Genomic DNA, 14,604 nt, shown 5'->3' on the forward strand with positions numbered 1-14,604 from the left:
ATTATCTTTTTCTTTTAGGTTTTTCAGGTGCGTCAAAAATGCCTGGAATTGCTGTTAATTCGGCAATTTTTACAATAACATCGGTTGCTTTTTGAATACTTTCTGCGGGAACATATTCGTATTTTCCATGAAAGTTGTGACCGCCAGCAAAGATATTCGGACAAGGTAATCCCATAAATGATAGTTGAGATCCGTCAGTTCCGCCGCGAATAGGTTTTATGATTGGTTTTATGTCCAATTCTCTCATTGCTTTTTCGGCGATATCAACAATGTGTTTTACCGGAAGTACTTTTTCCTTCATATTATAATACTGATCTTTTACAACAGCAGTTACAATATCTTCACCAAATTGTTTAGCGAATTTTTTATTGATTTTCTTGGCAATTTTACCAATTAGATCTTTTCTTTTTTCGAATTTAATCTTGTTATGATCGCGAATAATCAATTCTAAAACTGTTTCTTCGATACTTCCTGTTAAGTGATGAACGTGGAAGAAACCTTCGTAACCTTTAGTTTCCTGAGGTGTTTCTCCTTTTGGAAGTTCGTTGATGAAATCATTTGCAATCAACATCGAATTGATCATTTTTCCTTTGGCATAACCAGGATGAACGCTTTTTCCTTTGATTGTGATTTTGGCTCCAGCCGCATTAAAATTTTCATATTCTAATTCTCCAATCTGGCTTCCGTCCATGGTGTAAGCCCATTGTGCGCCAAATTTTTCTACGTCAAAATGATGTGCTCCACGACCAATTTCTTCGTCAGGCGTAAAACCAATTCTGATTTTTCCGTGTTTAATTTCAGGATGCTGAATTAAATATTCCATTGCCGAAACAATTTCTGTAATTCCGGCTTTATCATCTGCGCCTAACAAAGTTGTTCCGTCAGTTGTGATGATTGTTTGTCCTTTATATTGTAATAAATCTTTGAAGTAATTTGGAGATAAAATGATGTTTTTTTCTGCGTTTAAAACAATGTCTTTTCCGTCGTAGTTCTCTACTATTTGAGGTTTTACATTTGCTCCGCTAAAATCAGGTGAAGTATCAAAATGCGAAACAAAACCAATTGTTGGCACTTCATGATCTACATTACTTGGCAAAGTCGCCATGATATAAGCTTTGTCGTCTATAGTTACATCAGAAAGACCAATTGTTTTTAGTTCTTCAACTAATTTGTTGGCAAGATTCCATTGTTTTTCTGTACTTGGTGTAGTTTGTGAATTTGGGTCTGATTCGGTATCAATTGTTACATAACTGATAAAACGATCTATAATATGTTGCATTTGTTGATTTTTTAGCAAATATAAGTAAATAGTTAGGCGTTGTAAAGCTGTAAATTATGAAAACTGTAAATTGAGATAAAAAAATGCCACGAATTTCACGAATTAATGCTAATTCTTAAAAGCTAAAATCCAATCTCACAAATTTAAATTCATGAAATTGGATTTATAAGTTATCTGAAATATATTTTAATTCGTGTCAATTCGTGAAATTCGTGTCAAAAAAAAAAATTATTGAACACATCTGAAACCAATATGATTTGCGGGTGATTTATAATCTCCTTTTCCTCTTGTTCCTACCATATAACGTGTACAATATTGATCAGTACATAAAAATGATCCTCCGCGTTGTACTTTTTTAGGCAAGTTTGGCTCTCCCGGATCATAAGAAGATTCAGGACCTTGCGGATTTTTGGTGACTTTTCCGTTTTCACTTAAAACAGAATAATAATCGGCAGTATACCAATCGTTTGTCCATTCCCAAACATTTCCTCCAATATCATAAAGTCCATAAGGATTTGGCTCAAATTGAGCAGTAGGAGCGATGCCAATATAGCCATCTTCTCCGGTATCTCCTTTTTCTATAGGAAAGTTTCCTTGATAGATATTAGCCTGAAATTTTCCTTTAGGTTTTAAGGTATTTCCCCAAGCGTATAATTGTCCTGATTTTCCGCCGCGAGCAGCAAATTCCCATTCCGCTTCTGTTGGTAATCTTTTGCCTGCCCATTTCGCGTAAGCGGCAGCATCGTCATAGGATACCTGAACTACAGGATATTTTTCTCTTCCTTTTATAGAACTTCCGGCTCCTTCCGGATGTCTCCAGTCAGCTCCTTGAACATAAGACCACCATTGCATATAATTGCCCAGATTTACTTTTGCCTGAGTAGGAGTAAAAACGGCCGATCCTGCAACTAAATTTTCTAATGGAGCATCAGGATATTCTTCGTGTGTTGGTTTTATTTCGGCCAATGTTACATAACCCGTTGCTTTTACAAAAGCTTCAAATTGTTCGTTTGTCACTTCTGTTTGATCCATATAAAAGCCATCTACATAAACTCGATGAATTGGTGCAGCATCTTTGGTAACTCCTTTTATGCTGCATAAACTTTCATCTTCTACATTGCTTCCCATAGAATATTCTCCACCGGGAATCCAAACCATTCCTTTTGGCGCTTTGCCTGTTGGTTTGTTTTTATTTTCTATGGTTGGTTTAAACAAAGAAGTTTCTGAAGCGTTTGGAGTTTCGGCACAATCCATTGCTGTCAATTTTTCTTTTGGAACAATAAGCTTGGTATAACCATAAGCTATTGAAATTATAGAAATTGTAAGTATGGCTAAAATCCAATAAGTTTTATTTTTCATTATAGTCATTTTATTTGTACGTAAATTATTATAAATATAGTAAAATATGGTCGTTAATAGGTTGTAAAGTTAAAAAAATAACTTTATAAACCCTATTTATTCGATATGGTTACTATAGATTTATTTATCTTCTTGAACTTCAACAACTTCGTATTTGTCTTTACCGTCTACTTGAACAGGTTGATAGTAGGTTTCTCCAAATTTTACATATTTAGCATCTCCTATCGTAACTTCTTCACCACCTTCAGGTAAGTTATCTACAAGAGTTCCAGCGGTTGGCGCTACTACTTTGTACGAGCTGCCATCTTTTTCATAATAGGTTCCTCCGTAGTAATAATTATTGACGGTTCCGGTATTGACCGTTTCGGCTCCACTTGGAATATTATTTACTGTTCCTCCAACTGGTGCAGGTACTGCCGTATAACCTCCGCTTGACGAGGTATACCAAACTCCCTGATCATAATGATATTGGGTGCTTTCTACACTAACTACAATTGCTGTTACTGCCAATGTTGCTACGAAAAATCCCCACGGATGCCAAACTGGTCCCCAATAAAATGGGTGATAAGGACGTGGATAATAAGGATGGTAACAATTGTATCTATAACCTCCATAACGATAAGGAGGACGAGCATATGGTCGCACGCCCGGTCTTACAACGGTATTACGGTTGTTACGAACATGTACACTATTGTTTACATTGATATTTACATTGTTTCTATTTCTGTTAACTGTATTACCGCTAATATTGTTTCTATTGCCGGTTTTGTTTCTGTTTACAGTATTATTTGAGTTTCTGTTATTGATTGATTTATCTCCAATTTTTGAATTTGAAGAAGGTCTGTTAATTTTATTGGTTCCGGAACCATTAGCTCCAGGTCTGTTGGCTGTTGAAGGTCTTTTAACACCTGAACCAGATGAAGGTCTGTTTACCGCAGGTCTTGCTTGATTTGCCGGTCTGCTTACAGCTGGTCTTTGACCTCCGCCGCCACCTCTGTGTCCTCCGCCACCGCCACCATGGCGTTGGGCAATACTATCAATTGAAATCAAAAAAAATGATCCCATTAAGCACATTAGTGCTAATTTTCTAAGAGTCTTTTTTATACTTTTCATTTTCAGTGTTTTATGTCCATTAAAATTATTAAAAATAAATAAGAATATTAGTGAAAATTAGAAAAATCATCTTACATTTTATCTTTTCAGAAGATGATAATTTGAATCTAACTCATTTAATTAGAGAGAAATATCCCATTGTACTCTAAATCGCCATCCTGCTTCTAATGGCAATGTTTTGTCTTGAAAACTAAAATAACTTACTTCAGAAGTTAATTTGTTTTTATGCCCTTTAAAAAACCAATTGAAGGTAAGTGTTGTTTCATCTTGTAAGTTTTGCCTAAAATCATTGTCTGGACGATATGCGGCATGTCTCGCGGCCATTTCTAAATGTTCCGGCCACCAGTGAAATGCATTATGAAAAAAATAACCAGCCTGAACATAATATCCTTTTAAAGTAGTTGTGTCATTATTATTCAGTTTATCGATAATTTGTTTGGTGTGCCATTCGCTTTGCCAGGAAAAGCCACGATACATAAAAGCACTTTCAAAATTCCATTGATTCACGCGATATTGTCCCGGTAATCCGTTTTCATAACCTTCTAAAGATCCTCCGCCTGCTTGCGAAAATCGGGTATATGGACTTCTGTTTGTTAGTACCGAAAAAGCAATAATAGGAGTTGGTTTTTCATGAAACTCGATATCACTTCCTTCAAAATCAAGAAATCTTCCTAAAAAATTCCATTGTGTTCTTCCAAAATACATTAGATTATTATCGTCATTTGATGTATTGCCTCTTCCGGTTCCGGTTAAAGCGGCTACCCAATAATTAAAATCAGCAATTCCTTTTCCTTTAAGATGACCGTTTATTTCAACTCCCATTTGTCTGTCTACTGTAAACGGACGATTGATAAGGGAGCGATCTACAGTTTGTTGTTCGCCGCTACTGATAAAACGTTCGCGCGTATATTCGACTTTCCACTGACCGACTTTAAAACTTAACCATTCCCATTTTTCAATCATAAGCCTAAAATCAAGCAAATTAGATTGACTAAGTTCATATTCCCAATAATATTTTAACCAAGGTTCAAATGCGTGACCGCCTACTTTTAATCTGGCACGATTAATTTTGAAAGTGGTTTCTTTATCCTTGCTGTAATCATCGTATGTTAAAGGATCCTGATCATTTGGTGTAGAAAATCGAAATTGAAATCGGCTTTGTAGTTGAAAAAGAAATTTATTATCTCTTGTTCGAAGTTCAATTCCTTTATTGCCATAACTAACATTGATTAATTTTGTAGTGTCTTTTTTCTGTTGCGCATTTGCAGAAATAAGACTTAAAAACAATAACAGTACAGATAGGTTTCTTTTGATTTGGCTGTGCATATATTTGATTTTAATATATAGTTCTATGTTTTTCTTTCTGAATATTTTAGATTTTAACCACCAAAGTTTTTTGCAATTCCAAGTCCAATTCCCCAACTATCGTAGGCGTTCCATTTAAAATCATAACTAAAAGTTCCAAAAACTTCCCATCCTTTTGGCAATTCATAACCATATTCGGCTCCGGCGCGAGTTAGAAAATAATCTTCTTCTTTAGCAAATTCTCCTCCCATTCCTAGTAAAAAACTCCAGTGATCGTTGAGTTTGTAAATTCCCATTAGGGCAGGAGCAATTGGGTAACTTCTTTCTACGGTTTCTTTATCATCGCCACTTTCCAGATTTTTTTCGACCTTAAATTTTTCAATTATAAAGTCAGTATGTAAACCAATCGCCCATTTTTTACTTAAATGATAAGTATAATCAACTCCCCACGCAGGTAAACTCAAAACTTCTCTGTTTCCTTCGTCGTCTCTGCCTTCAAAAACATGAACATGATTGATGGAAATTCCAATTTGATGATGTGGTTTAAAAACTTCATTTTCCTCTTTTTCCTGAGCTGTAATTTTGTTTGGGAAGAAAATCGATAAACTAAAAATGATAGCTAAAAAGGAACTTTTCTTTAAATAACTATTTATATCACACATTTTGATAATTTATTAATGAAACGTTTATTTCGAAGTAAAAAAGAATAATTACTTTTAAAGAAAAGAGGTATTTGCTGCCCATTTTACTGTACATGACAAATACCTCTTTTTAGATTATAGATTTAAAATTAATCTCTGTTCAAAGCTCTTTTTGCTTCACTGTTTAGATCCGAATATTCGATTTTTCCGACATTGATACCAACGCCATAAATTTCTCCGCCTTTAAATTCACCAGGCGTTTTGTATTCTTTACTTACTGCATCACCGCTGTCAAATCCAACACAAAGTCCGTCTCCGGAAAGTGTGAATTTACCGGTTTGAGTTCTCATTGGTCCTGAAGCAACTTCTTTTCCATCAATATAAAGTTTCATTTTTCCAATTGATTCACCATTTGGTCCTGCTTTTTCTCGGGTAAATTCCATACCAAAAACATGTTTTCCAGGTGTAATTTCAACATTCGAAGTAAATCTTTGTTCAGGAGCAATTCCTAAGAAATTGTACACATAATTCAGTTTTTTGTCTTTTAGAAATAAAGCATGTCCGCCAAAACGAGATCCGTGTGCAAAAAGAACTCCGGAAGCATTCGCATCTTTTAGATCAACATCGGCAACAATTTTATAAGAACGTCCACGAACATTTACTGCAACACCTTCCGGCACCGGAGCAGTTCCAGGATAATAAACATATTGATCGCGAGGCGCTTCAGATGAAGGTCTTTCTGTTCCTAAAACTTCAATAGCCGAACGGTCATCAAGTGGCAATACAAGATTTTTGGCAGCTTCTGAATTCCAGTCAGCAATTAATTCTTTTAATTTATCCGGATATTTTTTTGCCAAATTGTTAGATTCAGCTCTGTCAATATCAGTGTTATAAAGTTCCCATTCGTCTTTGTCAAAGTTTCCTTTTCCAACAAGTGGCGCATGTAATGCTACTGCTTTCCAGCCATCTTTCCATAAAGCGCGGCTTCCTAACATAGCAAAATACTGAATGTGTTTTTGAGTTTTTGCATCTGGTGCAGCATCAAAAGTATATTTCATTGATACTCCCGATAATGGATATTGCGGAATTCCACGATATACTTTTGGCATTTCGACACCACAAACCTCTAATAATGTAGGAACAATATCTGTAGAATGGTGAAATTGATTGCGGACTTCTCCTTTTGCTTTTATTCCTTTTGGCCATGAAATCACTAACGGATCGCAAGTTCCACCCGCATATTCACTATATCTTTTAAACATTTTAAAAGGAGTAGAAAATGCAGCTGCCCAACCTGTTGGATAATGCTCATAGGTGTCCGGACCGCCTAGTTTGTCAAGATATTTTAGGTTTTCTTTTAGTTCATCAGGATATCCGTTGAAGAATTTATTTTCGTTAACAGAACCAGATGGAGATCCTTCTCCAGAAGCGCCATTATCAGCAGCATACAAAACAATTGTGTTTTCTAATTGTCCTGTTTTTTCTAAATAATCAATAATACGTCCCACTTGTGCATCAGTATATTCAGAGAAACCTGCGTAAACTTCAGCCAATCTTGAGAATAATTTCTTTTCATCTGCACTTAGTTTATTCCAATCTAAAACTTCATCGCCCGGATTCGAAACTCCCGGAGGAAGCGGATTGAATTTGTCAAAGTTAGTTCCCTTTGGAATAATTCCTTTGGCGATCATTCTAGGCAAAACCCATTTTCGGTATGCGTCATAACCATCGTCAAATTTACCTTTATATTTAGCTATATATTCTTCCGGAGCATGATGCGGAGCGTGATTTGCACCCGGACAATACCACATAAACCAAGGTTTAGAAGGATTTGTGGCTTGTTGATCACGAATATATTCTAAGGCATGATCTGCTAAATCTTTAGATAAATGATAACCATCTTCCGGTCCGTATTTTGCTTCTGTAAAGTGATTGTCTTCAACTAAATCAGGATACCATTGATTGGTTTCTCCACCAAGAAAACCGTAGTAGCGATCAAATCCCATTTGCAAAGGCCATGTGCTTCGATCTCCTCCTGATGCAACATCTTGCTCAGGCACGTTATGATCTTTTCCTATCCAGAAAGTACTCCATCCATTATCCTGCAAAACTTGCCCGATTGTCGCAACTTGTTTTGGCAATCTTCCACTTGCTCCCGGATAACCCGCTGCAGCTTCTGTAATTGCAGCCATACCATTTAAATGATGATTTCGACCAGTTAATAAAGTAGAACGAGTTGGGGAACATAATGCTGTAGTATGCCATTGTGTATAAATCAGCCCGTTATCTGCCAATTTTTGCAAAGTTGGCATGTTGATTCCTCCTCCAAATGGTGACCAGGCTGCAAGACCGGTATCATCATATAAAATAAATAATATATTTGGAGCGCCTTTTGGAGCTACTTTAGGAGTATAAGGAGTCCAGTCTTCTTTTGAGTCACGAATGTCCAGACTAACTTTACCTTTAAAAGTTTCCTTTGTAATTTGTTGAGGATCTGCTTGGGCAGATATTTTTGGTGTCATGCCGGGCAAAAGGCATAGTAGAAATAAAGCGATACTTTTTTTAAGCATCCTATTAGTACTGGTTTTCATAATTTAGTGGTATTAGTTATTATTGATTTTCTTGTCTTGATTATTAATGCAATTCTTGAATTTTCGATAAAATTTAACCTGTAAAAAATAATGTAACCTGATTTATGCTTTTATTAAATTTATTTTGTGTCCTTCTATAATGTTTTTGGGATGATAAAGCTTCGAATAAAAATTTTCTTAAAAACTCAAAATTAAAAAATAAAAATTCTAACAGCCTTATTATTAGACTTCAAGTTGTTTCATTTTATAATTTGCAACAGTAAAAAATTAGATTTTGTCTTATTTGTATTTCATTTTATAGAATGATAAGATTTTTTAAAGTCAAATCATCTGAAAGGTGAATTAGAAAATTCAGATGATTTGTTTTTGTAAAAAAGAGCCATTTTCAAGTATTATAATTAAATTTGCATCCAAAAAACTACAACACAACTCTTATGTATAAATTGATAATTCGCCCGATACTTTTTTGGTTTGATCCGGAAGAAGTACATTATTTTACTTTTTCATTTGTTAAATTCATTTCAAAAATACCAGGAGTTTCGTCAATAATCAGAGGGATTTACGAAGTAAAAGACAGTCGTTTAGAGCGTGAAGTTTTCGGGATTAAATTCAAAAATCCAGTAGGACTTGCGGCAGGATTCGATAAAGATGCTAAGTTGTACAAAGAGCTTTCTGACTTTGGTTTTGGTTTCATCGAAATCGGAACTGTAACGCCAGTTGGTCAGGAAGGAAATCCTAAGAAACGTTTATTTCGTTTGAAAGAAGATCAGGCAATTATTAACCGAATGGGTTTTAATAATGGCGGAGTTCTTGAAGCCGTAGAACGTTTAAAAAAGAATTCAGGAGTTTTAATTGGAGGAAATATTGGAAAAAACAAAGTAACGCCAAACGAAAATGCTGTTGATGATTACATCATTTGCTTTGATGCTTTGTTTGATCATGTAGATTATTTTGTTGTGAATGTAAGTTCGCCAAATACTCCAAATCTAAGAGCGCTACAAGACAAAGAACCTTTGACAGCTTTATTGCAAACATTACAAAACAGAAATGTAGAAAAGCAAAAAACAAGTAATCAAAAAATAAAACCAATACTTTTAAAAATTGCTCCGGATCTTACAGACGAGCAATTATTGGATATTATTGATATTGTAAAAACGACTCAAATTGCTGGTGTAATTGCTACAAATACAACAATTTCAAGAGACGGATTACAATCTGAAAATCAATCTGAAATGGGCGGATTATCAGGAAAACCATTAACAAAACGTTCGACGGAAGTAATTCGTTTTCTTTCGGAAAAAAGCAATAAAGCATTTCCAATTATTGGAGTAGGAGGAATTCATTCTGCAGATGATGCCATCGAAAAGCTAAATGCCGGAGCAAGTTTAGTACAATTGTACACCGGTTTTATTTATGAAGGTCCAGCCTTGATAAAAGCAATCAATAAAAAAGTTTTGAAGAATTTGTAATAAAAACGGTTAATTTAGAATATTACGTTTTTTTTATACAAATAATTAAAGAAAATTATAACTTTTATTTCTTTAAAAAAGAAACTAACTTAGCCTTTACAAAAGAATAAGCTTTGAATAAAGAAATCAAAATTATCGAATGTCCACGTGATGCCATGCAAGGCATCAAAACCTTTATTCCCACAAAAAATAAAGTTACCTACATACAAGCTTTGCTTCGTGTGGGGTTTGATACCATTGATTTTGGGAGTTTTGTATCTCCCAAAGCTATTCCGCAAATGCAAGATACCGCTGAGGTTTTGGCGCAGCTTGATCTTTCGCAAACCACCAGTAAATTATTGGCTATAATTGCAAATACGCAAGGAGCGCAATTAGCGGCAGAACACGAACCTATTCAATATTTAGGATTTCCGTTTTCTATATCTGAGAATTTTCAGATGAGAAATACCCATAAAACCATCGCAGAATCATTGGTTACACTTGAAGAAATTCTTGAAATCGCCGATAAAAAAAATAAAGAAGTTGTAACCTATCTTTCAATGGGTTTCGGGAATCCTTACGGAGATCCATGGAATGTTGAAATTGTAGGCGAATGGACCGAAAAACTAGCAGGAATGGGCGTAAAAATATTATCGCTTTCAGATACTGTTGGTAGTTCTACGCCAGAAGTTATCACTTATCTTTTTTCGAATTTAATTCCAAAATATCCCCAAATTGAATTTGGCGCACATTTGCATACAACGCCAAATAGTTGGTTTGAGAAAATAGAAGCAGCTTCAAATGCTGGTTGCACACGTTTTGATGGAGCAATTCAAGGATTTGGAGGCTGTCCAATGGCAACCGACAAACTAACCGGAAATATGCCTACAGAAAAACTGATTTCTTATTTTACCGCCAATAAAAAAGTAACTGGATTAAACTCCTTAAGTTTTGAAAGTGCTTATAATGAAGCATCAAAATTGTTTGGGAAATTTCACTAGAAAAAGCTTATATTTACTTATATATCAGACAATAAGTAATCATAAATAATGTTATTCATTATTTAATCAAATAAAAGCAAGCCATGAAATCAAATTTCATTAGCAGAATTTCTAAGATTTTACTTTTAGTTTTCATGTTTTCTTCGTGCTCAAGTAATTTGGATTTTGATCAGGTTAACGATTTCAAAATAACGCCTGTTTTTGTAGCAAATCTCGCTTATTTTAATGTTCCTGCGACTCAGCTTATAAATGATGGAGATGCACAAATAATTTATGATGTAAGCGAATTTAATGCTTTCAAAGATAAATTCTTTAGAGATAATCTAAAGAAAGCCGAGCTTGATTTTGAAGTTGAAAACACTATTGTCAGATCTTTTATATTAGATATCGTTCTTCTGGATGTTAATAATCAGGTGCTTGAAACGGATTCTTATAATGTGCCGGCTTATTCAGGAACTTCAAATGTTATAAAATTTCCAACCGAAGTATTCGAAAATCAAAGATTAGATCTTTTAAAAAAAACAGCGAGACTTGGTTTTATTGTCAGAATGGATGGCGGACCTCCATTAGACGCAAATAGTAAAGGAAGTTTAAAATTACGTTCCGGCGCAACTATTTATATGGAAATAGAATGAGAAAAGTATATCTGATTTTAATGGTCGCTTTTCAGCTTTCTTGTTTCTCGCAAAACAAACAAGTGTTGTATAACTTCACGTCAATTCCGCAATCATCATTAGTAAATCCAGGTGCCGACGTTTCGTATAAATTTTATTTCGGAATCCCAATTTTATCCGGAGTTTCAGCAAATTTAGGATCAAGTAGTTTTTCGGCGTATGATTTATTTGCCAATAACGGAGTAGACTTTAATGATAAGGTTCGAAATATCATTAATAATTCTTCCAATAAAGACAAAACTCAGGTCAATCAACAACTCGAAATTTTCTCTGGAGGTTTTAGAGTTGGCGGAAGAGAAAGTCAATCCTATATTTCGTTTGGAGCTTATCAGGAATTTGATTTCCTAATGTATTTTCCAAAAGATTTAGCCATTTTAGCCGTCGACGGAAATCAAAAATATATTGGAAAAGCATTCAATTTAGCCGACTTGAATGTTCAAGCTGAAGTCCTTTCAGTTTTCCATGTAGGATATCACAGAAAACTAAGCGAAAAACTGGTTTTAGGCGGTCGGGCCAAAATTTATTCCAGTGGAGCAAATGCTACATCGACTCATAATTCAGGTTTTATTTTTACAGGAGAAAGTGCAGACACGCCTAATCTTTATAATCAGGTAATCTCATCAAATCTTGAATTAAAAACTTCTGGTCTTAGCAAGTTTACAAAAGACGAATACGAAGGAAGTATTCCAAGTGATATTGCTCACAATACTTTTTTCAACGGAAGTTTAGGCTTGGGAATTGATGCCGGAATTACCTATTATGTTAAAGAAAATCTACAGTTTACAGCAAGTATAATCGACCTTGGATTTATAAGACAATCAAAAGATATCGAAACACTCAACTATAAAGGAACTTATAATTATAAAGGAGCAAACCCTAACTTTCTAGGTTCGAACAAGCCCGAAGATGTTTTTGATGAATTCGATAAAGCCATTCCGCGTGACACTCTATATAATAAATACACGACTTGGCGACCAACAAAATTATATTCGTCAATTCAATATTCTTTTGGCGAATCAAGACCAGATGAAGAATGTAATTGCAAAGGCAGCGTTTCGAGAAAGTATGTTAACGGAATAGGAGGACAGATGTTTGCTATGACTATGCCAGACGAGCCATACGTTGCTTTAACTGCTTTTTACAGACGTAGTATTTTCGAAAAATTAGATTTTAAAGCCACATATACAATCGATCCATATTCAAGTAAAAATATAGGATTAGGACTTTCAGGAACCCTCGGAAAACTAAATATGTATCTTCTCGTCGATAATGTTCTCGAGTATAGAGATGTCTCAAAAGCCAATAGTCTGGCATTTCAATTTGGATTTAACTTTGTATTTCAAGATTCCGAGGATTAGTTTACCATATAAGTTATATAAGTTCATTTTATTGCTGTCTGCTGGAGTTTTTTGTATTGTCAGTTCGAGCGTAGTCGAGAATTATGCGCAAAGTAATATCAAATAAGCTAAGAATTAAATGAACTTATATAACTTATATGGTTTAAAATAATATCAAGCTTTTTTGTAAGCACTTTCCTGTAAAGTTAAATTTATGAATAAGTTAGTAATCAAGTTTCCAATTTATTCACTATATTTGCACGCAATTCAACTAGAAATTGCAACATGATAGCACACAACTCCAAGATTATCGGCGAAGGTTTAACTTACGACGATGTATTATTAGTACCTAACTACTCGAATGTGCTTCCTCGCGAAGTGAGTATCAAATCAAAATTTTCACGAAATATAACGCTAAACGTTCCTATAGTATCAGCTGCTATGGATACCGTTACCGAAAGTGCAATGGCAATCGCTATGGCACAAGAAGGCGGAATTGGTGTTTTACATAAAAACATGACCATCGAGCAACAAGCTGCGAAGGTAAGAAGAGTAAAACGTGCTGAGTCAGGAATGATTATCGATCCGGTAACATTGCCAATGAACTCTACAATTGCAGACGCAAAAAATGCAATGAAAGAATTCGGAATTGGCGGAATCCCAATCGTTGACGAAAACAAAATCTTAAAAGGAATCGTTACAAATCGTGACTTACGTTTTGAGAAAAATGGTGCAAGACCAATCGCTGAGGTAATGACAAGTACAAACTTAGTAACTGTTGCCGAAGGAACTTCACTAGAACAAGCCGAAGTAGTTTTACAAGGTCACAAAATCGAAAAATTACCGGTAGTAAACGCTAATTATGAATTAGTTGGTTTAATTACCTTTAGAGATATCACAAAACTGACACAAAAACCAATCGCTAACAAAGATATTTTTGGTCGTTTAAGAGTAGCTGCAGCAATTGGAGTTACAGGTGATGCAGTCTTAAGAGCAGAAGCATTAGTTGCTGCAGGAGTAGATGCAATCATCATCGATACCGCTCACGGACATACAGAAGGTGTTGTAAATACCTTAAAAGAAGTAAAATCAAAATTCCCACAAATAGACGTAATTGTTGGAAACATTGCAACTCCTGAAGCAGCTAAATATTTAGTAGAGAACGGAGCAGATGGAGTAAAAGTAGGGATTGGACCGGGTTCTATCTGTACAACTCGTATCGTTGCAGGTGTTGGTTTCCCTCAATTCTCAGCGGTTCTTGAAGTAGCAGCAGCTATTAAAGGAACAGGAGTTCCGGTTATCGCAGATGGTGGAATTCGTTACACAGGAGATATTCCTAAAGCAATTGCAGCAGGAGCTGATTGTGTAATGTTAGGTTCATTATTAGCAGGAACAAAAGAATCTCCGGGAGAAACAATTATTTTCGAAGGAAGAAAATTCAAATCATACCGCGGAATGGGTTCTGTTGAAGCTATGCAAACAGGTTCAAAAGATCGTTATTTCCAGGATGTTGAAGACGACGTTAAAAAATTAGTTCCGGAAGGAATTGTTGGTCGTGTTCCTTACAAAGGAGAATTAAACGAAAGTATGCTTCAATTTATCGGAGGTCTTCGTGCCGGAATGGGATACTGTGGTTCAAAAGATATTCCAACATTACAAGAAACAGGACGTTTTGTTAGAATCACATCAAGCGGAATCACTGAAAGTCACCCACATAATGTTACAATTACAAAAGAAGCTCCAAATTATTCAAGATAATAATTTTTAGTTTTCTATATAAAAACAAAAGGCGTAAGAGTTTGATTCTTACGCCTTTTTTTATTTTTAATTTTTGCTTATTCTGATTTCTATACTAT

General features: G+C 35.0%; 11 protein-coding genes. 5 read left to right on the top strand and 6 right to left on the bottom strand.

The features are described 5' to 3' along the window. Position 1: 1 nt before the first annotated feature. The 6 genes from pepT to CLU81_RS19480 all read right to left on the bottom strand — a co-directional run bounded on the left by pepT (position 2) and on the right by CLU81_RS19480 (position 8,288). Positions 2-1,279 (bottom strand): peptidase T, encoded by a 1,278-nt coding sequence (pepT, locus tag CLU81_RS19455; RefSeq protein WP_099711307.1) that lies wholly within the window; start codon positions 1,277-1,279, stop codon positions 2-4. Between the two features lie 228 nt (positions 1,280-1,507). After that, complete coding sequence (locus tag CLU81_RS19460; RefSeq protein ID WP_099711308.1) at positions 1,508-2,638, bottom strand: formylglycine-generating enzyme family protein; 1,131 nt, start codon at positions 2,636-2,638, stop codon at positions 1,508-1,510. A 120-nt stretch (positions 2,639-2,758) separates the two neighbouring features. After that, the gene (locus CLU81_RS19465) at positions 2,759-3,751 is read right to left on the bottom strand and encodes a DUF6515 family protein (protein ID WP_099711309.1); all 993 of its coding nucleotides are present in this window, start codon (positions 3,749-3,751) and stop codon (positions 2,759-2,761) included. Positions 3,752-3,871: 120 nt separating this feature from the next. Next, complete coding sequence (locus CLU81_RS19470; protein WP_099711310.1) at positions 3,872-5,077, bottom strand: OprO/OprP family phosphate-selective porin; 1,206 nt, start codon at positions 5,075-5,077, stop codon at positions 3,872-3,874. Positions 5,078-5,130: 53 nt separating this feature from the next. Further along, positions 5,131-5,718: a hypothetical protein gene (locus tag CLU81_RS19475; protein WP_099711311.1), complete on the bottom strand. Its 588-nt coding sequence runs from the start codon at positions 5,716-5,718 to the stop codon at positions 5,131-5,133. A 128-nt stretch (positions 5,719-5,846) separates the two neighbouring features. Continuing rightward, the gene (locus CLU81_RS19480; protein WP_099711312.1) at positions 5,847-8,288 is read right to left on the bottom strand and encodes an arylsulfatase; all 2,442 of its coding nucleotides are present in this window, start codon (positions 8,286-8,288) and stop codon (positions 5,847-5,849) included. Positions 8,289-8,722: 434 nt separating this feature from the next. Between CLU81_RS19480 and CLU81_RS19485 the strand changes: the two genes are divergently transcribed. The 5 genes from CLU81_RS19485 to guaB all read left to right on the top strand — a co-directional run bounded on the left by CLU81_RS19485 (position 8,723) and on the right by guaB (position 14,506). Further along, positions 8,723-9,757, top strand: coding sequence for a quinone-dependent dihydroorotate dehydrogenase (locus CLU81_RS19485; RefSeq protein ID WP_099711313.1), 1,035 nt, complete (start codon positions 8,723-8,725; stop codon positions 9,755-9,757). 113 nt (positions 9,758-9,870) lie between these two features. Next, a complete protein-coding gene (locus CLU81_RS19490; protein ID WP_099711314.1) occupies positions 9,871-10,737 on the top strand; it encodes a hydroxymethylglutaryl-CoA lyase in 867 nt (288 codons plus the stop codon). A gap of 83 nt (positions 10,738-10,820) precedes the next feature. Continuing rightward, on the top strand, positions 10,821-11,372 hold the full coding sequence (locus tag CLU81_RS19495; protein ID WP_099711315.1) for a hypothetical protein: 552 nt from the start codon (positions 10,821-10,823) through the stop codon (positions 11,370-11,372). Then, positions 11,369-12,769 (top strand): DUF5723 family protein, encoded by a 1,401-nt coding sequence (locus CLU81_RS19500; protein ID WP_099711316.1) that lies wholly within the window; start codon positions 11,369-11,371, stop codon positions 12,767-12,769. Before CLU81_RS19495 ends, CLU81_RS19500 begins: the two co-directional genes overlap by 4 nt. 264 nt (positions 12,770-13,033) lie before the next feature. Then, positions 13,034-14,506 carry an IMP dehydrogenase gene (gene guaB / locus CLU81_RS19505; RefSeq protein WP_099711317.1) on the top strand — a complete coding sequence of 491 codons (1,473 nt, stop codon included), beginning with the start codon at positions 13,034-13,036 and terminating at the stop codon, positions 14,504-14,506. The last annotated feature ends 98 nt before the right edge of the window (positions 14,507-14,604 follow it).

It is taken from the genome of Flavobacterium sp. 9 (genome assembly GCF_002754195.1).
In the GTDB taxonomy this organism is placed as follows: domain Bacteria; phylum Bacteroidota; class Bacteroidia; order Flavobacteriales; family Flavobacteriaceae; genus Flavobacterium.